The following is a 23,154-nucleotide window of genomic DNA, read 5'->3' as shown; positions in this document are numbered from 1 at the left end:
GAACTAAAGCAGAACTAAAGCAGAACTAAAGCAGAACTAAAGCAGAACTAAAGCAGAACTAAAGCAGAACTAAAGCAGAACTAAAGCATATTCCTTTAACACTAGTGGTTGAAAGGAATTCAATGACTGAAGCATATCACGCCGCTTTACTGCCCATGCTATAGAAGACCAGCCCTGTGAATCCAATATAACTTATGAAATCTGAATCCTGTGAAGTATTGACGAATGGATGAAGCATTATTGAATGGATGAATGATCGCATGGGTATCGGATGAAAGGGCGAGACGAGAATTCTATAGTCAGGAGGAGTTGCGTGTGATGGATAACAGTGAGCTTCAAGTGCATTTTTCCGATCCTTCAGAACTGCTTGCGGCAAAAGCAACCTTGGAGGAGTTAGGTTATAAACCGTATCAGTCTGCACCACTTGAATTATACATCCCGACAGATCGTCAGGACCCGCAATCTGCGGTTGAGATTGTTCAGTCGCATGGAGGGAGTGCAGTTTTTGCTTCTTCAGCAGAGGAAATGGACCTGTTTCAAAATGTATCCATTCCCGCTCATCTGGTGAACGAGGACTGGAACGAGCAGTATGCACGCGGTGGAAGCCAGACGTTGAACAGCACCCAAATTACAAGCCCAAGCGAACATAACCATAGCGACGACCCGGCTTATGACGATGCTGCGGATGGGTTTTCGGGCAGTGTCAAGGCTTGACGGTAATTGAAAAGGAAAACGGGACATGCGGAACAATGTGAACTAGAGCAAAACCACAAACGTAACGAGTCCACCGTGACAATACAAACCAGAGATAAGACCACAAACGTCATGGACTAACCAGAACAAACTAACCGTAGCAAACTAACCAGAACAAACTAACTATAACAAACTTCTAAAGGGTCACGAATAAACAAGTAACCCTACCTAATCATGCCAGTAAGTACCTCCCATATCCGTCTTAACAAGATAAACCTGCACAAGACATAACTGAAGCAGAGAGCCATGTAAAAATGCTTGCGGCAAAGTAACAACGGTACTAGGATGGTATACGAGAGTGAAAAATTATAGAGGCACCTCGTCAACGATTATGAAAATAATTGATGGGGTGCCTTTTTTATTTTAAGGCAAGTTATACCATGAGATGGTGGGGAACACTTGGGCATATTCTAACGATTCCAGGAAGCGCTATTTGCTGCTTTATGGAGTGTTTCGAAACGTAACGATTCCCAGAGACGTTATTTAGCCCAAAATGACTCTGATGATGCTGAAAAGTCAGTTCTTGAGCGAAATAGCGTTCCTGAGAATCGTTAAAATCCAAAAGAGGTGATTTTCTGCCAAATAAGGCTTACAGGATTCGTTAGCGTCAATAGCATGTTCATATTACGTTCAACCTGTGTGCCAAACAACAAGCTCACCAAATTATACTAATCACAACAGCTTTGCCGACGTAGTTGTAAACGTAATAATGGTTTTGGGGTAGACATATGCCCACCATCATCTCTCTAATCAGTGGGTGTGTCTATATTCGGCTGCATGCATACCAGCGGTGTATCCGGTGGAGAATGCAGCTGTTATATTATAGCCGCCAGTGTAGCCGTGAATGTCCAGTACTTCGCCGCAAAAGAATAATCCTGGCAGCAGCTTGGATTCCATCGTTTTAGGGTATATCTCCTTTAAGTGAACACCACCTCCGGTAACAAAGGCTTCCTTGAGGGATCTTGTCCCGTCTGCACGGAAGGTAAATGACTTCATGAGTCCACATAGATGGCTTAACATGCCTTTTGGAAAATGGTGAAAGGAGAGATCGTCTCCGATCTCTGCACGTTTCATAAGCAAAGGGATGAGACGTTCCGGCACCCATGTTTTCAAAATATTTTTCACAGCCTTGCGAGATTCTTGCTCCAGGCCTTGTTTTACCTGTGCTTCCAGCGCAGCAGGGGTTAGGTCAGGGAACAGATCAATGCTCATCGTGACCTGGGTATTGCCGGATTTCATCTGCACCTTGCGAATAAACTGACTGCAGCGCAGGGCAACCGGACCGGATACGCCAAAATGGGTGAAAATCATATCTCCACGATGAGAGATGACGGTTTTGCCTTTCGCATCAAGCACAGACAGAGCAATGTCACGCAGAGACAAGCCCTGGAGTTCTTTGGACTGAATCCAACTCTCTCCGGACACAATGGGCACTTCTGTTGGATACAGTTCTGTGATGGTGTGACCTGCAGCTTCAGCCCAAGGATATCCGTCACCCGTGGAGCCGGTTTGCGGCACGGATTTGCCCCCGGTTGCGATAATTACAGAGCGGCCATGTATGACTTTACCCGAAGCCAACTTAACCCCTTGTACATGCTGACCGTTCTGAATCAGCTCTTTAACAGGTTCTTTAGTACGGATTTCTACGCCGAGTGAGACGATTTTGCCAACAAGCGCATCCACAACCGTTTTGGCTTTGTCCGTGACAGGGAACATTCGGCCGTTGTCTTCTTCTTTCAAGGCGATACCGAGATTTTCAAAAAAACGCATGATGCCCTGATTATCCAGATTCTGAAATGAGCTGTATAGAAAACGGCCATTGCCCGGGATATGCCGGATCAGCTCGTCCGTTTCCTTCGCATTAGTGACATTGCAGCGTCCTCCGCCCGAGATGCCGAGCTTGCGGCCCAGCTGATCTCCCTTATCCAGCAGCAGCACAGTGGCTCCATGTTCGGCAGCTGCCACACAAGCCATCAGACCCGCGGAACCGCCGCCTATTACGATAACGTCATACATTCATAATTACCTTCTTTTTATTGATTTTGTCTGTTTTTTTATAGACGATGTCTACCACTGCCTTTTTCTGTAACAAGACAGAGTTATAAGGTGTTCTATTTTGCGGCTTAAAGGGATATATTGTAATAAACTGTCGCCTATGTTTTAATCAGAATTAATGAGGGAATGTGCAGGTCGAGGAGGAGATGACGTTGTGGTTGCGTTAAAGGACATTCTTTTACAAGTACTGCTGGCAGGGTCGGCAGTGGTCTTGATTCCCTTATTTTATCTGGGGCTCTCCAAACAGCAGGTAATTCGACATAATCATATAGATAAGGTGAATTACAGCTTTACAGTAACGAGTGTGCTCAGCATGCTGTTATGTCTGCTGTTTGCGTTATCTGAAAGTACCGAGACCCTTCCTGTATCCCTAAGCATTATCCCGGTTACGCTTGCGGTTCTTTATTGTAACCCCCGTATAGGCGCGGCCTTGTCTCTTCTACATATTCTCTTCTATTTTCTTATAGCACATCCCTATAATTTGTACGGATTTTTTCTTCATACGGGTATTTTTCTCTATCCTATTGTATGTTTGTCAGCCAAACGATTCAAGCACAATACGTCATCCGGTCAAATGAGAACAGTTATCGGGCTGATCTTTGCTGAAATGATGGTGTCCGGCTTGTTGCGGGTGATCTCGTTTTCTTCTGATACTGCTTTTTCTCAAACGTTTTTGATCCTGTCAGGTCTCGGATATATGGCAGGTGCGCTGGTTGCCGGCGGCCTGAGTCAGCTATGGCTTGAACGAATGAAGCATTATCGCGGGATGGAGCAGCACCTTTCTGAAGTGCATCACCACTATATTACGGAAACCGAGAAGCTTCATCAGATTCTCAATGCGGTTCCTCTATCCATCGCTACGGTAGATAAGGAAGGCAGAATTATTTTTGTTAATGAGATCATGAAAAAGACTGCGAAAGAGCAGCTGCCCTGCACCTCAGCCAATAATTTGATCGGACAGCATGCCAGTCAATTTGTCGAGCAGGAACAGGCAGAGAAGATGGAACACAGCATTCATCAAGCGATTGCTCATGGTGAGGCCAATGTGCTGACGGTTCGGTACGGCTCACATGTATTTTTGTCACGCACGGTGCCGATCTATGCTTATACACAAAACGGGTCGAAAATTGTCTCCGGGGCGATGCTTATCATTCAGGATATTACAGAGCTGGAGATGCTGCGCAGCGAGCTGGATAATGTAGACCGTCTGAGTCTGGTGGGGCAGATGGCGGCAAGTATTACGCATGAAGTACGTAATCCGATGGCGGTCGTCCGGGGATTTCTTCAATTAATGCAGGAAAAGAGCCCGGAATCCCTGGACCACTATTATCGGATCGTGTTGGAAGAGCTGGATCGGGCCAACAGCATCATCAATGATTTTCTGTCACTCGCTCAGAACCGAATTGCGGAGAAGGAAGAGTCGCAATTGCATGATATTATTCATGAGCTTAGTCCCCTGCTTTGGGCTGATGCGAATCTGCGCGGTCAAAGCATCGAGCTGATGCTGGACCATAATGTGCCCAAGCTGAATCTCAACGCCAAAGAGATCAAACAAGTTGTGCTCAATCTCGCTCGTAACGGCATGGAAGCCATGAATGAGAAGGGCGTGCTTACGCTGGAGACACGTACGGATGGCGACAAGGTAGAGTTATGTGTACATGATACGGGGCCTGGTATCCCGCCGGTGAAGAAGGAAAAGCTGTTTGAGCCCTTTTTTACAACCAAAGCAAAAGGGACTGGACTTGGATTATCAATGTGTCTAAGCATTGTGGAACGGCACAATGGCACAATTACGGTTGAATCGGAAGAAGGGCGGGGCACGACATTCAAAGTTGCCTTTCAGCGTTAGTGAGTCAGCATACTTTGCCAGAGAGTCAGCCATAATAAGATAGAGAAAGCCGTTCCGCAGGTGTTGTCTGAATCTTGCTTTCATTGCTTGGGGATGTATAATAGGAGTAGCACAGCGTGTATCCATTTTTTTCGATATGGACGCATTCACGGGTGCGCAACGATCGTCCTCTAATTTTACAAGCGAGATCATAGAACAACCATTATAAGGAGTGAAACTGAAATGTCGATGTCATTTGATCAATACATGAGAGATATGGTTCAGCCAATGCGGGATGAGCTGACTAGATTGGGAATTCAGGAACTGCGTACACCGGAAGAGGTTGAAGCAAGCCTGCCGGATGCGAAAGGAACAGCACTGGTGGTCATTAACTCTGTATGCGGATGTGCCGCTGGTCAATGTCGCCCAGGAGTTGCTCAGGCTCTTCAGAACGATATTACACCGGATCATCTTTACACCGTATTTGCTGGTCAAGACAAGGAAGCTACTGCGAAAGCACGTGAGTTCTTTGCACCATATCCACCTTCCTCACCGTCTATTGCACTGATGAAAGACGGAGAACTCGTTCACTTTATCGAGCGTCACCAAGTGGAGGATCGTTCTGCAGAGGAAATCGCGGCTGACCTGACAAGTGCGTTTGATCGTTACTGCCGTTAATTCGCTCCATAGAACGCCCCGCTCTTCGGATGACCGATGCCGGGGCGTTTCATTTTGGACAGATCAGGTTATTGAACCATTCAAACCTTTCAAGCCAGGTGTCAAATTTCCGTTATAGAGTAATACGATGCCGCCAGATTTTTAATCATGCAGAAACGGGGTGTATGACGATGAGTTTGCAACAACAGATCATCGCTGAATTGAAGGTTAAACCAAGCATTGATGAAGCCGAGGAAGTGCGCAAGCGTGTAGACTTTTTGAAAACGTATGTGAAAAATTCCGGTACCAAAGGGCTGCTGATCGCGATCAGTGGCGGAATCGATAGTGCAGTCGCTGCAGCGCTGTGCAAACAGGCTACGGACGAGCTTACTGCAGAGAACAATCAAGAGTACAAAACGCTTGGCGTATTCCAGCCTTATGGAGAGCAAGCGGATATTCAGGACAGCTACGCTGTAGCCAAAGCATTTGATCTGAAATATGTGGTCGAAACCAATATTGAAGATGCGGTGAATGAAATTGCGCTGGAAGTGGAGCAGGGCTTCAAGTCTCTGGGCAGTCCGCGTCATATGACGCATCAGGGCAAGGGCAATGTAAAAGCAAGAACACGTATGGTGATGCAATATGCACTTTCTTTTGAAGAAAACCTGCTTGTTGTGGGTACAGATCATGCGTCCGAAGCGATTACAGGTTTCTATACCAAATGGGGCGATGGAGCTGTAGATATCACACCGCTAAGCACGTTGAACAAACGTCAGGTGCGTCAGCTTGCTGCTTACCTGAAGGTTCCGCAATCCATTCTGGACAAAGCTCCTTCTGCCGGACTATGGGAAGGTCAAACCGATGAGGATGAGCTGGGTATTTCATACGAAGCAAACAGCGATTACCTTGAAGGCAAGCAGATCGACCCTGCCGCGCAAGAGCGCCTGGAAGCCTTTTACAAACGTACACATCACAAGCGTAATGCCATTCCTGGTATCTAATCCGGGTGAAGGCTGGTCAGCTGCCATAAATGGTGAAGTGGCATGCATCCACTGTAATCCTAACCATGTGCATCGAATACATGTGCACCAAAACGATATGTTCCAAGAGCGGAGACATGTGTAATATGTTTCTGTTCAAAAAGGAGTCATGCCTAGGGCAGCGGCTCTTTTTGCTTTTTTTGGGGAAATTGGATATTTGCAAAATGGAAACTCGCATCCCTGCACGCCTCCTGCTACAATAGAATACGTGTTCGGAAAGGTTTGAAGGATTCGATCAGAAAGTTTCGAATATATGCTCTAGAAGTTTCGCAATGATAGGATAGGGCAGTTATCTTTAAACAGCCTAAACAATTAAGCGGGTGAAGCATTGTGATATATGGCATCGGCAACGATATATTAGAGATTGGACGGATGCGGAAACTGCTGTCTAGCCGGCATGGTGAGGCATTTATGAAGCGTATTTTGACCCCGGCCGAACGTGATATTGCAGCTCATCGCGGCAAACGGATGGCCGAGTTTGTTTCTGGTCGTTTTGCGGCTAAAGAGGCCGTGTCCAAGGCATTTGGCTGCGGGATCGGGGCTGTTATGAGTTTTACGGATATTGAAGTGCTGCCTGATGCATCCGGCCGTCCCGTTGCTTCGTTGACCAGCGAAGCCTGGGAGCGATTGCAGCTTCCATATGGTAAACAGTATGAAATTCATCTCAGCATCACACATCAGACAGAACTGGCTGCAGCATTTGCCATTGTGGAGCAGGTGCAGTGATAGAGATGGAGACAAGTTATAGGGATGGGGACAAATGATGAATAGCTTGTTATAGCAAGGGGTGTAGCGAACTTATGTCTTACCCCTGTTGCTTGGCATGCAGGATGCGTAAAGCAGCACATGATGATGTGTTTGATAAAAGCAAGGCTTATTCTTATCGATCGTGCAAGATGGTGTATCACTGAGTCATTGCTCATTGATAATGCAGTCGTTATTTGGGATGAATCGTGGATAGAGGAAAGGAAGAAGTTATGGGTTTACAAGAACAGAAACGTCATTTCAGTGTGAATCTGTTGGATTGGTATATGATCAATCGCCGGGATTTGCCGTGGCGCCGCCACAATAATCCGTATTTTACATGGGTTTCCGAGATTATGCTGCAGCAGACAAGGGTGGATACGGTGATCCCGTATTTTAACCGTTTTATTACGAATTTTCCGACTGTGCAGGCACTTGCAGAAGCGCCGGAGGAAGAGGTGTTGAAAAACTGGGAAGGACTCGGATATTATTCCCGTGCACGTAATCTTCAGGCAGCTGCGCAGCAGGTTATGGAGCTGCACGGGGGAGAGATGCCGCAGGACAAGCAGAGTGTATTTGCGTTAAAAGGGGTCGGCCCGTATACTGCCGGGGCCATTCTCAGCATTGCCTTCAACCAGCCGCAGCCAGCGGTGGATGGCAATGTTATGCGGGTGTTATCCCGTTATTTCCTCATTGATGAGGATATTATGAAGGGCAGCACCCGGGTGTTGATGGAGGAGCTCGCGACAGAGCTCATCCCTGAAGGGCGGGCGCGTGATTTCAATCAGGCGCTGATGGAGCTTGGGGCGCTGGTGTGTACACCGAAAGCGCCGCACTGCTTGACTTGCCCGGTGATGGAGCAATGTTCCGGCAGAATTGCCGGAAGAGAGCTTACACTGCCGGTCAAGACCAAAGCCAAGCCGCCGCGTCCTGAGCAGCGGCTGGTTGCCCTGGTGGAAGGCAGCGGTGTCCATCGCGGCCGTGTGCTTGTGCGCCAGCGCCCGGAAACGGGTCTGTTGGCCCGGATGTGGGAGCTGCCGCATGTGCTGGCGGCGCCTGCCGCAGCGGGTAAGGCGGCAGCACCGCTGGCGGATGAGCCGGCCATGGCGCTGCTGGCTGGCAGTCTGTGGGCGGAAGGCTTCGCTGCCCGCCCGGAAGGGCTGGCTACCCATGCGGAGCATGTGTTCAGCCATATTGTCTGGAGCCTGCAGGTGTATAAGTGCACCGAGCAGGACCTGGGCAGTGAGCTTCCGCTGATCGCCGCGGAAGCAAGAGCCGCCTACGATGCTCAGGCGGCGTCACAGGCAAGTTCAGCGGCTGCTGTTACGCAAATCTCCGCTGAACCCAAAGCGGATGCTGAGCTTACTTCTGCAGCGGCAGATGTATCAGCACCAGGCACAGCCTACACGGAGAGCCAATCAGGCTCACTCCTTGAACATAATAAGCCGTTGTCAGTCTCCACCACCGCTAACGCGTCACAGGAAGTGCTGACAGGCAAAGGCGACGGCCTCACTTATCTATGGATCGGCCCGGAAGACATGGAGAAGCTGGCTTTTCCAAACGTCTTTCTAAAGCTGCTTCGCAACTATTTCGCCGGGGCTTATGATGAATTAGCTGAATCATGAGAATGCAACTAATGAAGTATACAAGAGCTGCGGTGCGTAAATCTGCTGCGGTCTGCAAATAAACAATAAAGTATACGAACGAGCCGCACAAAAGTAACCAAGGATTTATATTTCGTGTGCGCTTCGCGGTGAAAATGCATCCAAGGAGTATGCGAGTATGCTGCTGTGTGCAAATAAGCGATAGCATACGCGGACGGGTGAAGTACAAAAGTAACCAAGGAATTCCCAGCCGCTGCAGCCCGACCTTTGCGTCGCAACGATACTCCGCGTGTGATTCGCGGTGAGGATGCAACCAAAGAAGTGTGCAAGCATGCTGCGGAATGCGAATAAGCGATAGTGTATGCGAACGAGCAACAGCACAAAAGTAACCAAGGAATTTTACTCTGCGTGCTCTGATGTGCAAAGGAGTCACAGTAGGCAAGTAATCAGTACAGTTTGCGAGTGAGTTGGGTGTGAAAGTAACTAAGTAAAGCAAATGGATGGACAGGCTGTATTGGGCAAGAATATCCTAAGTCGGTTAGCGCTAACGATCCCCAGACACCTTATTTCGCTGAAATATTGGGGCTCGAAATTTTAACGATTCTGAGAGACGTTATTTGGTTCAAAATTGCTCATCAGGAGCATCTTAGAGCCGAAAATGGGTGAATAGCGTTTCTGGAGATCGTTAGAATTTTGAAAGGCCGAAAAACGGGCAAATAGCGTTCCTAGGAATCGTTAGCGCAGCGGAAGATGATGTGGAGGTGCCGTGGAGGTATCACGTATGTAAGCTAGAAGGTGAGGGTGGAGAGAGAGGTTGCGGTCTGCTGCGTATTATAGGGATGTCGGGCATTCAGCGTCGGAGTATAACTTACAGATGTTCAAAAAAAGCATCATAATCGCGCGCGTTCGTGGTGCGGACCAAGCACCTCCTGCGCCGACGCGCTTGCCACTCCCTGCCCAGACGTATCCCTGCATGTCAGCCCACCGCCGCTCGGCATAGATCAAAAAGAGCCTGCATTGATCCTAAAGGACCGATGCAGGCTCTTCTATTTGAACAGCAATTACTTTGCTGCAGCGTAACGTTTGTTCACTTCATCCCAGTTGATTACGTTCCAGAAAGCGGAGATGTAATCAGGGCGTTTGTTTTGATATTTCAGGTAGTAAGCGTGCTCCCATACGTCCAGACCCAAAACTGGAGTCAGACCTTCGAAGAGCGGGCTGTCTTGGTTAGGCGTGCTAGTGATGGACAATTTGCCATCTTTGCCTACAACGAGCCATGCCCAGCCAGAACCGAAACGAGTAGTTGCTGCTTTAGCGAAGTCTTCTTTGAACTTGTCAAAGCCGCCCAGTTCGCTGTCGATAGCTGCTGCGATGTCACCTGTAGGTGCGCCGCCGCCGTTTGGTCCGATGATTTCCCAGAACAAGCTGTGGTTGGCATGTCCGCCACCGTTGTTGCGAACCGCTGTGCGGATGCTTTCCGGTACGCTGTCCAGGTTAGCAATCAGATCTTCCAAGCTTTTGTTTTGCAGTTCAGGAGCGCTTTCCAGAGCTGCGTTCAAGTTAGTTACGTAAGTGTTGTGATGGCGATCGTGGTGGATTTCCATCGTTTGTGCATCGATATGTGGTTCCAGTGCATCATTAGCGTAAGGAAGTGCTGGTAATTGAAAAGCCATAGTGAAATACCTCCTGAGATTTTGTAATTGGTTGTTAAGGTACATATGTAATAATACCCTTGCCTCTATTATTAAACCGCATTCGGGATAATTAATCAACATTTTTGTTTATTAAGTATCCAGAACCGTTAATGAAAATCCAGGCCAGAGATAACAAACATATTTTACCCATTATGAATAATATTATGAGATTTTGGCGAAAAAAATCGTTAAAATTGTACTCATCTCAATGTAAACGGTTACAATAAAGCGCTTTCAGAAGAAAATGCGTGTTTTATGGAGTAAAGTATGGTTTAATTGACGAAGAAGCGGTATTTTCTCGTTTTTTGTCATTATATGAACATCGGGTTTTTTGTAAAAGGGGACCCCCTTTTTTGTAAAACCTCATCTAAGCTAACGAAAAGGGAGATTTAAGACATGCACGTTCGTTCCTTTCAGTTGAGTGATGCAAGCCAGATGACGGAGCTTCTCCAGGTTGCGCTATCGGAAGAGTGTTATGAGAACACGATGGGCCCGTTTGCCCGTCAATTGTCATGGGATTCTGACCTGATCATGGTTGCGGAAGAAGAGGGAGACCTCGTCGGCGCCTTGATCGGTACGATTGATCAAAACCAGGGATGCATCTATCGTATTGCGGTTCATCCAGACTATCGTCGCCGCGGTGTCGGCAAAACACTTGTCGAGGCTATGGAGCAGCGGTTCCAGCAGCGCAAAGTCAGCCAGATTTGGGTGGCCGGTGATGAGCATAACAAAGCAGCCATGCCTTTGTACGAAGCAATGGGGTATGGTGCCAATAAGATTCTGAGTGCTTTCCAGAAACTTAGTATTTTGTCCAAGGCTTAATCGGTGCAGGTGAATTCGGTGTAGTTAGACAAAGAAATATAAGAGTTTTATTTCATATTAGGCATATCTGTTCACGCATCAATGGCGTGATGGATATGCCTTTCTATTTGTTGAGGAGGCAGCGCCAGTGATGCCTCCCTGTTTTATTTTTCCCGGAACGTGTATTAAAGAGAGTGTGTTTTGCGTTTGCTGGTGGGCATCTCCAATTGTTTCGGACTTCCAAATAGAGTAGACTGAAAGGGAGTATGACCTTGGGTTACACGTGTAATCTACAAACTGATAAATGAGGTGTCTCTTTGAATTCCAATTTTTCTTCGATAGAGCCTTCAACCATGGAGGAGCGGGAACCCGACCGGAAATCTGCTCCTGGGCCATCAGGAAAGTCGTGGACAGCCGAGCTGTGGGATTGGGTGAAGACGATTGTGGTTGCGTTTGTAATCATGATGCTGCTGAACCTGTTTGTGTTTAACCTGTCGATGGTCAAAGGGCAGTCCATGCAGCCAACGCTGGTGGAGCGCGATCGTCTGTTTGTGAACAAGATGGTGTATCATTTCGACGAGCCGGCCCGGTCGGATGTCATTGTGCTGCGTGATCCAAGCGAAGGTGTGGGCAGGAAGGATTATCTGGTGAAACGTATTGTTGGTCTGCCGGGAGATACGATTGAGGTCAAGGACCACCTTTTATATGTAAATGGCGTGAAGCAGGCGGAGAGTTATACCGACATTGAGGTGCAGGACCCGGATTTCGGGCCGATTACACTGGAGCCGGATCATTATTTCGTAATGGGAGATAATCGTCATGAAGGCAAAAGCAAGGACAGCCGCATATTCGGAAGCATCACTTCCAGTGAAATTGTCGGCAAAGCCGAGTTTATTTTCTGGCCATTCTCGGAGATGAAAAAGCTGTAAATTGTTGGAGCACAACAACTTCAGAGCGCATTTTGCGTTTAACCATACGGGCACGTAGGCTGTAAATGCACTTTATGCAAGATATATAGGTATATATAGCGAAGCGCCTGATCTCCCTCAGTGAGACGGGCGTTCCTTGTTTACCGATTACGTGCCTGATAGAAGAGAGGGAAGAGGAAATGACGAGCGTACGGACCGGGGCAGCACAGGCCGCCTCCGTATGGGAGACGTTAAAGCAGGAGATCAAGGCGGCAGGCCCGGAACTGGGCATAGATGATATTGGATTTGCTTCAGCTGATCCGTTTGTGTCACTGAAATCACTGCTGGAGCAGTCTCGCGATAAGGGGTATGCGTCAGGCTTTGAGGAGCCGGATATTGAAAAAAGAGTGCATCCCGCCCTTCAAGGCGGCGAGCCTGCTTCCCTGATTGCCATAGCCGTGGCTTATCCGTCCAAAATGATAAATCCGCCGAAGTCGGAGCCAGGCGCGTACCGCGGCATTTTTGCCCGTTCGGCGTGGGGGCAGGACTATCATCAGGTGCTGCGCACGGCGATGGACAAGCTGGTCAACTTTATCCGCGAGCGTGTGCCGGAAGCGATGATCGAAAGCATGGTGGACACGGGAGCACTTGTAGATCGTGCGGTCTCGCAGCGGGCAGGGATCGGGTTCAGTGCCAAGAACTGCTCGATTATATCGCCGAAATTCGGTTCATGGATATTCCTTGGTGAGCTTGTGACGAATATTCCGTTCCCGCCGGATACGCCTGTGACTGAGGATTGCGGGGAATGCACGAAATGCATTGATGCCTGTCCTACAGGTGCGCTGGTTGGCCCAGGCCAATTGAATGCGCAGCGCTGCATCTCTTTTCTGACCCAGACCAAAGGGTTCCTGGATGAGGAGTTTATGCTGAAAATAGGCAACCGTCTGTACGGTTGTGATACATGTCAGATTGTTTGTCCGAAAAATCGGGGCAAAAACTGGGATCACCATCCCGAGTTTCATCCCGATCCGGAGGTTGTAAAGCCTTTGCTGCTGCCGTTGCTGGATATTGGCAACCGTGAGTTCAAAGAACGCTTCGGTCAAAGCTCCGCCTCATGGCGGGGCAAAAAGCCGATTCAGCGTAATGCGGTCATTGCACTGGGCAATTTCAAAGACAAAAGCGCTGTACCCAAATTAACACAGGTACTGAAGCGTGATCCGCGTCCAGAGCTGCGGGGAACCGCCGCCTGGGCGCTGGGCAGAATTGGAGGAGAAGACGCCATGAGAGCTATAGGGGAAGCTGCCGCGATCGAACAAGATGGTAACGTGCTAAGTATGCTGCAGAAGGCCAAGGAGCGACTGATGTCGTCCACTGCCTTACCCGAACAGCCGCAGGCTGGTAATGCAAGCAAGCTGGAGAGCAAGAGCGAAGGCGAGCTTGAGCGTACAACGGAAACAAATGGTGAGCAGTCTGCATCTACAGACAAGCCGGGGGGAGCCGCTGCATGGAAGCCGTCACCGGTGACTGGACTTCACGGCAAGCCTGTATATTATGATGAGCTGCTCACACCAATCGGTACACTTACGTTGTGCGCAACCGATGAGGGACTGTGCCATATTGATTTTGGGGCTTTCCATGTACGGGAAGCGCACCTGCAGCAGTGGGCACGTACCTGGATCGGTGAATACCGATATGAGAGAAATGAAGAGAAGCTGAGCGAAGCTGCCAAGCAGCTGCGGCAGTATTTTGCAGGGGAAAGAAAGACGTTCGACTTGCAGCTTGAGCGCTATGGGACTGCATTCCAGCTACAGGTTTGGCAGGTTCTGTCCGATATATCTTATGGAGAAGCCTTAACTCACCAAGAGGTTGCGGAAAAGATCGGCCGGCCCAAGGCTGTACGCGCAGTTTTGGATGCCATTAGCAAGAACCCTATTCCGATTGTTATTCCCTGTCATCGCATGAGCGGTAAAGATGGCACCCTGGTGGGTTACGTAGGCGGTCTGCAAACCAAAGAGCAATTGCTCACATTGGAGCAGCAAACGTAAGAGCGGGGGACGTTCATGAAGTATGTAAACGTGGAAAGCGTGGAGGCGGGAGAGATTCTGGGCAAGACAGTATATTCAAGCAACGGTACGGTTTTGCTGTCTGCCGGAGTCCAGCTCACCGTGTTTATGGTCAATACGCTGAAGCGTATCGGGGTTACCACGCTGTACATCCAGGATGAAGCATATAAAGACGTAGAGATAGAAGATATTCTGGATGAAGCTACGAAACGGGCCATTATTAATGAGATGAGCGTAACGCTTGAAGCGGTGAGGTCCGGAAAAGAGTGGAGCCCGAAAAAAGTTTCACTCAGCATCGACAAGCTGCTGAATGATGTGCTGAACGGGCGTGAGCTGCTCGTTCAGTTAACGGATATCCGCACCAAGGATAATGCACAGTATGTTCATGCCATGAATGTATGTTTGTTGTCATCGGTGATCGGACTGAATATGGGCCTCAATTATAATCAGCTCAAGGATCTGGCTGTAGGCGCACTGCTGCATGACATTGGAAAAGTAGGCGAGCCGTCTGGCAGCAGTGCTACTTCAAAGCTGCACCACACCTGGCGCGGCTTCGAAGTAATCAAGAACAAGCGGGAGTTCAGTCTGCTTGTTGCACATACTGCACTGCAGCATCATGAGCATGTAGACGGAAGTGGAATCCCTAGAGGCATCACGGGTAAGGACATACATCTGTTTGCCAAAATCGTCAGTGCAGCCAACATCTACGATAATCTGATCAACGGTCTGTCGGGTAACAGTCTGCTTCCACACGAAGCGTGTGAAGAGATGATGGCCATGTCGGGAACAAAGCTGGATCGGGATATTCTGATTGAGTTTAACAAAAGCGTATCCGTGTATCCCAACGGGACGGCTGTCCGGCTGTCTACCAAGGAAACCGGTGTTATCGTCCGTCAGCATCGAGGACTGCCGGGCAGGCCAGTTATTCGGGTGGCACGGGGCAGCACACGTTTTTCCCTGGATGTCATAGAGGTGGATTTGGCCAAGCAGACGACGGTCTTTATTGAAGGTGTGCTGATCTAAGCCATTTATCTGGAAAATGCGTTTGCTCACGGCGTGTGGAAATGCTATGATAACTCTCAGGAAATCCGGTCGGTGTCATGTATGCATTATCGAGATAATTGATCATGAATCATGATGTTTACTGGCACAGATCACCAGGTTTTTTAGATTGCATACAGAGGTGTCTAAGAGATGAATATTGTAATACCGATTATTACATTGATTGTGGGTCTGGTCGGTGGATTTTTCATCGGGGTGTTCTACCTGCGTAAACAGCTCGAGAAAATGCAAAGCGACCCTGAGATGCTGCAGAAGATGGCAAAGCAGATGGGCTATAACCTGAATGGCAAGCAAATGCAGCGTGCCCAGCAGATGATGAAGAATCAGCAGCCAGGTGCGAAAATGCCTCAGCCGAGTCAACATCCTGCGCGTAAAAGCTCGGGCCGCCGAAAATAATAGCTGTAGGCGGTTAAACCGCTTGCATGATGTGGTTCGAAAGGAGGCGCTTGGCAATGGCTGGCGTTAAAGATTATTTGAATTCCAAAGTATCCGACAATCGGGAGAAGATCGAGTATCATGTCGAACAGATTCTCAAATTGATTGGCGAAGATAGCACACGTGAAGGGCTTTTGGAAACGCCTGCACGGGTAACCCGGATGTACGAAGAGATTTTTGGCGGATATGAGGTTGATCCCCGTGACGTGCTGGGTGTCACCTTTGACGAGAATCACGAAGAGCTGGTCATCGTTAAAGATATCGTGTACTACAGCCAGTGTGAGCATCATATGGCACCATTCTTCGGCAAAGTACATATTGGATATGTACCGAGCGGCAAGATTGTTGGTCTGAGCAAGATGGCACGTCTGGTCGAAGCGGTAACACGCCGTCTTCAGGTACAGGAGCGCATCACCTCTCAGATTGCCGACATCCTGACAGAGGCTGTAGAGCCGCATGGTGTGATGGTCGTGGTTGAGGGCGAGCACTTGTGCATGTGCGCACGTGGCGTGAAGAAACCTGGCAGCAAGACCGTAACTTCGGCTGTACGTGGATCTTTCCGTGATAACCCTGCACAACGTGCGGAGTTTCTGTCTTTGATAAAAGAGTAAGGTTGGATAAGCCGAGTTCCTTGGGGAACCGGCTTATTTATATATAACGTTATGCCTGGCACGATGTGCCGGTTATGTTGTAATGAAGCATGAATTCAACAGTCGGAGGTTATGGATGATGAGTATACCTTCCCAATCCGATCAACGGCCTGAACCGGGGAAGAATGGTTCGGCTGAACACAGGATTGCTGCTGCCAAGCATTCGTCGCTGCGCTTGCAGATATGGGAAACACCGCTGATGCGCCGTGGAAGCAGTGTGCTTGACGCCTTTGCATGGGAAGAAGTCATGTGCAGACGAGTGGGGTCAGGACATTTGCCTGTGGCTCATATATGGCGTCACCCGAATGCCTTTGTAGCCGGGCTGCGTGACCGTAGACTGCCTCTTGCAGTTGAAGCGATGGAGCGTATTCGAGGTGAGGGGGCTGCTGTATGTGTGCGGCCTTCAGGTGGAGCGGCCGTTCCTTTGAATCCGGGAGTTGTGAATGTGTCGCTAATTCTGCCTAATCCGGGGCATGCCATCAATATCCATGATGATTTTCGCGAGATGGCTTCAATCATTGCCGAGTCATTAACTCCTTGGTCAGCTCAGGCGCAGACGGGAGAAGTACAGGGAGCCTTCTGTCCCGGGGATTATGATGTCAGCGTGGGTGGACTGAAATTTTGCGGTATCGCTCAGCGGCGGCAGGCAAAAGCTTACATTATTACTGCGTTTATCATTGTGGAGGGTCAGGGAGATAAGCTTGCGGCAGCAGTTCGCAGATTTTATGATGAAGCCTCGGGCGGAGCGGCAGAAGGATATCCGGAGGTGAAACCCGGCACGATGGCAAGTTTGCAGGAGCTGGCAGGCATTCCTTCGACCGCGGCGTATACGGCATCTCTGGTGCGCACGCTGCGCAGCAGGTATCCGCATGCCGAGACGGAGCGGGTGCTTTCTGTTCATGTGGATGAAGTGCAAGTGACGGCAGGACAGATGAAATCGCGATATGACTGAGTTCTTTTTCATCAGGCTTGGAATTGGGTAACAGAGATGGTATGATGTGATTTCGGAAGGAGAGGATTAGAGTGGAAACATTGAGATATACATACCTGTATGAAGTCATTTCAACAGGTGAAAAGTCAGAGTTCAGCCAAATGGCAACCAGCAAAGAAGAGGCTGCTGCCCTGATTGTGGCACGTATCGCCGATCTGGAGTTCACAGAGGAGTCCGATATCAAGCTCGGCGATCTGATTGCGATTAGCAAACAGGTTGGCGACAACTATGTAGCATGTGAGGGCTGCGCTTCTTAACATAGCTATCTTATGTATGGAGTGTAATATGAAGTGGATTATGAGGTGAATCTCTATTAAGAGATTCGCCTTTTTTGTTGTACAAATTGAACCTGCTGCGAATAACAATGGTTTAATGCGTGTTTTGTCGAATTTTGTTCAGAAAATGTTCAGAATCCACTAGTATACTCATCCAAAAACCACCGCGAAGGGAAGGTTAAGAGATGAGAAGATTAATATCCGATAAGCTGGTATGGATAAATCGTCCAATGAAACTATTATTCATTTTTGTTTTGGCACTTGGTATGACAGATCATTCTTATTTTGTGGGGAAAGCAGGTGCAGCTGCTGCAATAGACTTTGTTCGTGGTGCTCCTAATTATCCTATAGATGTAAAGGTTACTGCATCAACATTTAAATCAAGTGTAAAGCTAACGGAGAGTGCACGTCTATATTATGAGATTCGTATAGTAGACTGGCTGAGCCCAAGGCCTGAACTGGATACAATCAAGGCAAATGCAACACTTGCAGGAACTTATATTGATTTACAGGCAGAGGAAGAGAAGGACCTGTTTTTCAATCACTTATCTCCCTTGACTGATTATGCTGTATATTTTACAGCTGATGATCCCGGTAACAATTCAGTCGATTTGGTTGATCTGGGGTATCAGCAATTCCAAACCCTTGAAGGCTCCCCGTTTACTCCTACCAATGTAAAAGCTGTTGCGGGTAATGCTCAGGCGAAAATTAGCTGGAACTCGGATCTTTCAGTTACTGATACTGTTTATATGTATCAGGGTTCTAAAGAACCAGTAGACCCTGATAACTGGATTGACATTACAAACATGTTAAACAGTGAAAAGGTAATCAATGGCTTGACGAATGGATTGCCTTATATTTTTGCAGTTAAATCTACGTTTAATGATGATCATACGGAGTCCGACTATGTCGTTTCCAATGTAGTTACACCTGGTTTGCCAGAAGCACCCGCAACACTTACCCCGCAGGCTGGCAATGGACAAGTCAAGTTGGATTGGAGCAGTGTACCCGAAATAGAAGAGTACGTTGTTTATATGTATCAGGGTAGTGGTGCCCCGCAGAATCCAGAGCATTGGGTTAAAGTGGCAGGACCGATGGATGCACTGCAGTACACCGTTTCGAATCTAACGAACGGTTTGCCTTACGTATTTGCTGTTCGAACTTCAAACGGTTCGGGTGCATCAGATTTTAAAGTGTCGGTGTCCGTAACTCCTCAAGCTCCAAGCAGCGGCGGCGGTGAAGTGGTTGTGACCCCATCACCTTCTCCATCAACATCTTCTTCAACAGCTCCATCCACCGCTCCGCAGAAGGAGATCATCAAGGTGGATGTGGCGAATGGCGAACAGGCTTCCACCATTGATTCCTTGGAACTCAGCCGGACTCGTGGAACAGATGGCACGATTAAAGACGAGCTTATTTTGAACCAAAGCAAAGCGCAATCCGTTATTGATCAATTGAAAAAAACAGGCTCGCATACGGCAGTTATCCGAATTCCGGATGTGAAGGATGAAGTCTCTCAGTGGGATGTGAAGCTGGCGCGTGAATCGGTGATATTATTTGCAGAGCAAGGAATTGAGCTGGTCATCTCTAATCCGAACGTGAAAGTAAGCATTCCGGCTGCTTCTTTGAAAGACAGAACGGACGATGTGTATTTCCGTTTGGTTCCGGTAAAGAAACAGGAGTCACGTGAGGCAATTGAACAAAGATTGCTGGCGAACGAGACCCTTATTCAATCCGCAGGAACGAAAAATATTCAGGTGCTGGGCCGTCCTATGACGATTGAAACCAATCTGCAAAGCCGTCCAGTCACGCTTGTACTGCCAGTGGACAGCAAACAGCTTGCAGGAGTTAACCCTGCGGACCTGGGTGTGTACATTGAACATAGCAGCGGCACCAAGGAATTGGTGCATGGTAAACTTGTGACATTGAACAAAGATAACAATCAGCAAGGCATTGAGATTCATGTGGATCAGTTCAGTACATTCTCTGTCGTTCGGATTAAGGACTGGGCAGGTCAGACCACACAAGCACAGCCTTACATTCGCGGTTATGCGGACGGACGTTTCCAACCAGAGCGTTTCGTAACACGTGCAGAGATGGCTGCACTTATGATTCGAGTAACAGGTACTGCAGAAGCGGAGAGCGAAGCATCGTTTGCGGATGTAAAAGCAAATCACTGGGCAGAGAGCAGCATCATGGCTGCGGTCCAGGCTGGTTATGTCAAAGGATATCCAGATGGCAGCTTCAAACCGGAGCAGGCAATCACCCGGGCGGAGCTGACAAATGTGCTGCAGCATATGCTGAAGGGAGAGCAGACAGCAGCCTCCGATGCAGCAGCGGCATTCAAGGATGTACAGCAGCATTGGGCACAGGAAGCTATTAATCGACTGAATGCAGCAGGTGTGCTTACAGGTTATACGGATGGCACCTTCCGTCCAGAACAACCTGTGACACGTGCTGAAGCTGTGACCATGATCAACAAGTTAATCGGTCTTCAGCCGGCTTCAGCAGCGATAAAAGCATGGTCTGATGTTTCTGATACGCATTGGGCTTATCAAGCCATCGAGGCAGCATCCATTAAAGAATAAAACATACGGATTTTGCGCGTACATGTGGTGGAGATGCGCATTGCATTTAAAAAAGAGATATCGTTCAGTCTTTCGACTGGGGATATCTCTTTTAAATTTAAAATAGTTTGTTATCGTATTCTTATACTACATATGCCCCGCTCGCGCTTAATAAGGCGGCCACAACAGCTTGCGTGCGGCTTCGTAACGCTCGGCTACAGCAGGCCAGTAGACGACATTCCACCAGTCCTCGATATACTTTTTGCGTTCGTTCTGATGTTTGAGATAGTAGGCGTGTTCCCAGACATCCAGCGGCAGGAGCGGTACGATGTCGGATTGGGAGAGGTTCTGATGTTTCTCTGCCTGCAAAATCTCCAGGCGATGCGCTCGCGGACTCCACACAAGCATCGCCCAGCCGCTGCCCTCGACCTTGTTGGCCGCTTCGGTGAATTGATTTTTGAACGCCTCGTAGCTGCCGAAATCACGTTTGATCTGCTCTGCGAGCATGCCGTCAGGCTTGCCGCCACCTGCGGGGTTCATAATAGTCCAGAAGATCGTATGCAGATAGTGCCCTGCCCCGTTAAAAGCAAGCTCGCGCTCCCAATGCTTGACAAGCTCAAAATTGTTCTTTTTACGAGATTCAGCAAGCTTTTTCTCGGCCGTATTCAGTCCGTCCACATAGGATTGATGGTGTTTGTCGTGGTGAATACGCATCGTCAGTTCGTCAATATGCGGCTCCAGTGCATTGTACGCGTAAGGTAGGGGAGGCAGCGTATGCCCGCCAATGGGAACCGGCTTTTCTTTAACCGTGGAAGCACTCGTTAAAGGCTCAGTTGAAGCACTGCCGCCAGCAGAAGGCTGGGAGGATGCAGATTGCGCCTGTGCAGTAGAAGTGGGAGCTGAATTTGTCTGAATAGTGGAACTGGATTGAGTTTCTTTGGCTTCACGCCAAACCTCCTTGTTGTCATCTGAACGGGTGCTGTGCAGTGCGTTCTCCAGCAGCGTGGATGATGATGCTTCGCGCAGGATGCCGGGCTGGCTCAAGGTTTCAAGTACCCCCAGGAAATACTCTGATTCACGGATGATATGCAGAATTACAGTTTGAGCAAGTGGTAGCGCACGTACAGCGGCGCTTTGCTCCAGCATGACATACAGCTGTTTAATAAACGCCCTGGACTGATCCTGAGCTGCCGAGACAAGCTGATCAATGCAGCGCACGATATAGGGAGCCGGCGGATGGGTTGCGGGCAGCAGCTGCTTGATCAGCTGATTCGCTGCTCGTTCGCTGCTCGCAAAGGCTGCCTCCCATTCCTCCAGCAGTTTCACATAAGCAGGCTCCAGGTCAGGCACCAGTGCCCGAATCAGGAGGGTATGTTCTTTCTCCTGCTCCTTCCAGAAACGGATTTCTTCCAGTGTCCGCAAAGGCAGCAGACGGCCATATTCGTCGCAGTTCATATTCAGTGGACCTCCAATCCTGCATTTTTAATTATTAATTCATCGTACAAGCTTTCATCAAGCAATCATGAAGCGATCATCAAGTAAACTTTCATCATTCCACGCAGTCTACGTTCATTTATGCTATATAAGTTGAACTAAGGATTTTACACCATCCACTCCGATGACAGAACAACCTGGAGAGTAGCGGTTATCCCCAGATTTTTTTGAATTCCCTTTTACAAAGGGGAAAATCCAGTGATAAGCGTATGCTTCCGGTGTAGCTTTCTTGCAGAAAGCTTTCAGGCGACCGCTCCGCTTTTTCAGTTTTTTTGTCCTCTCCGTTCACGTGTAGATAAATAGTTCAGCTTATATAGCTCATTCACAACAGTATATTCCGGGGGCGTGTTGTCCTATGTGCATGCAAAAAAAGAGCCCCTTCGGGGCTCTGAACACGTTCACTGAGCTTTGCAGCGTGGACCACGCTAACAAAGTTCATCTATAAATTAGTAGCTCAACGCACATTATTACTTGCGGTTTGCTGCACATCGTCACTGCTGGTCTTGGTCACATGACTCAGGAAAGTCGAAACACGGCGTAAATATTCCTTCGGATGCTCCCTGAAAATCAATTCGTGATGCGCGTCCTTCACGATCCATTCCTCCGAATATGGATTGGTCTGATTGGCGGCAAGCTGTTCAGCAATTGGATAAGGAGCCTTCTCATCCTCCGTACCGTGGATAAAGAAGATCGGGAACGAATAGTCCTTTTTCTTCACTTCCTGATACGGAATCTGTTGCAGACCTGTCCCGTTCAGCACAGGGAAGAGCAGCTTCATAATCTCCAGTGTAGGCTGGCGCGGCAGATTGATCTGATTATGAATGTTATGGTAGAGCGTGTCCGGCTCCAGCAGGAACGTGCTGTCCAGAATCATGGCATCTACTTCATTCGTCAGCAATCCGGTCTGCAAAGCGGTGCCTGCTCCCATGGAGAATCCCCATACGACCAGTTCCTGCGCTCCGCGCTGCTTCGCGAATTGAATAGCACCAAGCAGCTGCTGTGACTCGGCTTTGCCGCCTGTAGCTACAGCTCTGTTGATTTGAGAGGCAAAGCCGTAATCAAACATCACAACATTGAACCCGAGCTGGTGTGCGTAGTGGGCCAGATCATACATCGGCACCCAGGTTTCCTCGCGGTTGGCACCATATCCGTGACTGAAAATAATCGTTTTACCCGAGTCATTACTAGCTGGAATATACCAGCCCTGCATTGTGCGGCTGCCGTCTGCTGCCGGGAAGGTGATATCCTCGTATTTCATGTTTTTGGCCTGCATGGGATTCGAGAAAACAGGTGCGACTGTAGGGTTCGAAAGCACCCATGCAATATAACCGTGTAAGGCAATAAAACAAAACAACAGGAAAAATACAACGGAGAGCAGCAACGCTACGACAATATGTTTAAACCGAATCAGCCTTGGTGACAACGAAGAGGGCAGATCGGACACTTTGGTATGCAGCGGGGCTTCGCTCTGGGATGTCGAATACATGCACGCCCCTCCTTTAAAATTCAGTTAAGCGAAATTCAGTATACGAT

Annotated in this window: 19 protein-coding genes; 15 read left to right on the top strand and 4 right to left on the bottom strand. The window is 48.6% G+C overall.

Annotation, left to right across the window (positions count from 1 at the left end):
* The first annotated feature begins 252 nt into the window (after positions 1 to 252).
* Positions 253 to 714 carry a hypothetical protein gene (locus ACQSGY_RS29815; RefSeq protein ID WP_427182229.1) on the top strand — a complete coding sequence of 154 codons (462 nt, stop codon included), beginning with the start codon at positions 253 to 255 and terminating at the stop codon, positions 712 to 714.
* A 789-nt stretch (positions 715 to 1,503) separates the two neighbouring features.
* On the opposite strand, the gene ACQSGY_RS29810 is transcribed toward ACQSGY_RS29815, so the two are convergent.
* Positions 1,504 to 2,769: an NAD(P)/FAD-dependent oxidoreductase gene (locus ACQSGY_RS29810; protein ID WP_427182227.1), complete on the bottom strand. Its 1,266-nt coding sequence runs from the start codon at positions 2,767 to 2,769 to the stop codon at positions 1,504 to 1,506.
* A 193-nt stretch (positions 2,770 to 2,962) separates the two neighbouring features.
* Here ACQSGY_RS29810 and ACQSGY_RS29805 point away from each other — a divergent pair, with 193 nt between their 5' ends.
* The 5 genes from ACQSGY_RS29805 to mutY all read left to right on the top strand — a co-directional run bounded on the left by ACQSGY_RS29805 (position 2,963) and on the right by mutY (position 8,702).
* Complete coding sequence (locus tag ACQSGY_RS29805; RefSeq protein WP_427182225.1) at positions 2,963 to 4,657, top strand: two-component system sensor histidine kinase NtrB; 1,695 nt, start codon at positions 2,963 to 2,965, stop codon at positions 4,655 to 4,657.
* A 222-nt stretch (positions 4,658 to 4,879) separates the two neighbouring features.
* Positions 4,880 to 5,314 (top strand): BrxA/BrxB family bacilliredoxin, encoded by a 435-nt coding sequence (locus tag ACQSGY_RS29800; protein WP_110899630.1) that lies wholly within the window; start codon positions 4,880 to 4,882, stop codon positions 5,312 to 5,314.
* 170 nt (positions 5,315 to 5,484) lie between these two features.
* On the top strand, positions 5,485 to 6,294 hold the full coding sequence (nadE, locus tag ACQSGY_RS29795; protein ID WP_111272621.1) for an ammonia-dependent NAD(+) synthetase: 810 nt from the start codon (positions 5,485 to 5,487) through the stop codon (positions 6,292 to 6,294).
* Between the two features lie 369 nt (positions 6,295 to 6,663).
* Positions 6,664 to 7,059 carry a holo-ACP synthase gene (gene acpS / locus ACQSGY_RS29790; protein WP_427182224.1) on the top strand — a complete coding sequence of 132 codons (396 nt, stop codon included), beginning with the start codon at positions 6,664 to 6,666 and terminating at the stop codon, positions 7,057 to 7,059.
* 251 nt (positions 7,060 to 7,310) lie between these two features.
* Positions 7,311 to 8,702: an A/G-specific adenine glycosylase gene (gene mutY / locus ACQSGY_RS29785; protein WP_427182223.1), complete on the top strand. Its 1,392-nt coding sequence runs from the start codon at positions 7,311 to 7,313 to the stop codon at positions 8,700 to 8,702.
* A 1,040-nt stretch (positions 8,703 to 9,742) separates the two neighbouring features.
* Here the strand turns inward: mutY and ACQSGY_RS29780 are convergent.
* Complete coding sequence (locus ACQSGY_RS29780) at positions 9,743 to 10,354, bottom strand: superoxide dismutase (protein ID WP_111272857.1); 612 nt, start codon at positions 10,352 to 10,354, stop codon at positions 9,743 to 9,745.
* A gap of 417 nt (positions 10,355 to 10,771) precedes the next feature.
* On the opposite strand from ACQSGY_RS29780, the gene ACQSGY_RS29775 reads away from it, so the two are divergent.
* The 9 genes from ACQSGY_RS29775 to ACQSGY_RS29735 all read left to right on the top strand — a co-directional run bounded on the left by ACQSGY_RS29775 (position 10,772) and on the right by ACQSGY_RS29735 (position 20,148).
* Positions 10,772 to 11,197, top strand: coding sequence for a GNAT family N-acetyltransferase (locus ACQSGY_RS29775; protein ID WP_090924581.1), 426 nt, complete (start codon positions 10,772 to 10,774; stop codon positions 11,195 to 11,197).
* 332 nt (positions 11,198 to 11,529) lie between these two features.
* On the top strand, positions 11,530 to 12,105 hold the full coding sequence (gene lepB / locus ACQSGY_RS29770; RefSeq protein WP_353957342.1) for a signal peptidase I: 576 nt from the start codon (positions 11,530 to 11,532) through the stop codon (positions 12,103 to 12,105).
* Between the two features lie 179 nt (positions 12,106 to 12,284).
* Complete coding sequence (gene queG / locus ACQSGY_RS29765) at positions 12,285 to 14,129, top strand: tRNA epoxyqueuosine(34) reductase QueG (protein WP_427182221.1); 1,845 nt, start codon at positions 12,285 to 12,287, stop codon at positions 14,127 to 14,129.
* Between the two features lie 15 nt (positions 14,130 to 14,144).
* Positions 14,145 to 15,170 (top strand): HD-GYP domain-containing protein, encoded by a 1,026-nt coding sequence (locus tag ACQSGY_RS29760; protein ID WP_427182220.1) that lies wholly within the window; start codon positions 14,145 to 14,147, stop codon positions 15,168 to 15,170.
* Between the two features lie 171 nt (positions 15,171 to 15,341).
* Complete coding sequence (locus tag ACQSGY_RS29755) at positions 15,342 to 15,605, top strand: YneF family protein (protein WP_216519857.1); 264 nt, start codon at positions 15,342 to 15,344, stop codon at positions 15,603 to 15,605.
* A gap of 56 nt (positions 15,606 to 15,661) precedes the next feature.
* Positions 15,662 to 16,255 carry a GTP cyclohydrolase I FolE gene (gene folE, locus ACQSGY_RS29750; RefSeq protein ID WP_111272853.1) on the top strand — a complete coding sequence of 198 codons (594 nt, stop codon included), beginning with the start codon at positions 15,662 to 15,664 and terminating at the stop codon, positions 16,253 to 16,255.
* A 115-nt stretch (positions 16,256 to 16,370) separates the two neighbouring features.
* On the top strand, positions 16,371 to 17,246 hold the full coding sequence (locus tag ACQSGY_RS29745; protein WP_427182217.1) for a lipoate--protein ligase family protein: 876 nt from the start codon (positions 16,371 to 16,373) through the stop codon (positions 17,244 to 17,246).
* A gap of 71 nt (positions 17,247 to 17,317) precedes the next feature.
* Positions 17,318 to 17,542 (top strand): hypothetical protein, encoded by a 225-nt coding sequence (locus ACQSGY_RS29740; RefSeq protein WP_090924575.1) that lies wholly within the window; start codon positions 17,318 to 17,320, stop codon positions 17,540 to 17,542.
* A gap of 203 nt (positions 17,543 to 17,745) precedes the next feature.
* Positions 17,746 to 20,148 (top strand): S-layer homology domain-containing protein, encoded by a 2,403-nt coding sequence (locus ACQSGY_RS29735; protein WP_427182215.1) that lies wholly within the window; start codon positions 17,746 to 17,748, stop codon positions 20,146 to 20,148.
* Between the two features lie 147 nt (positions 20,149 to 20,295).
* Here ACQSGY_RS29735 and ACQSGY_RS29730 read toward each other — a convergent pair whose 3' ends face one another.
* Both ACQSGY_RS29730 and ACQSGY_RS29725 read right to left on the bottom strand, forming a co-directional pair.
* Positions 20,296 to 21,582, bottom strand: a complete 1,287-nt coding sequence (locus ACQSGY_RS29730; RefSeq protein WP_427182213.1) for a Fe-Mn family superoxide dismutase — start codon at positions 21,580 to 21,582, stop codon at positions 20,296 to 20,298.
* A gap of 493 nt (positions 21,583 to 22,075) precedes the next feature.
* A complete protein-coding gene (locus ACQSGY_RS29725; protein ID WP_111272139.1) occupies positions 22,076 to 23,107 on the bottom strand; it encodes an alpha/beta hydrolase in 1,032 nt (343 codons plus the stop codon).
* Positions 23,108 to 23,154 lie beyond the last annotated feature (47 nt).

The organism is Paenibacillus sp. TC-CSREp1 (assembly GCF_050171015.1).
Classification (GTDB): Bacteria; Bacillota; Bacilli; order Paenibacillales; family Paenibacillaceae; genus Paenibacillus; species Paenibacillus silvae.
The sequence above is the reverse complement of the archived record's forward strand: the minus strand, read 5'-3'. Positions and strand labels throughout refer to the sequence as shown.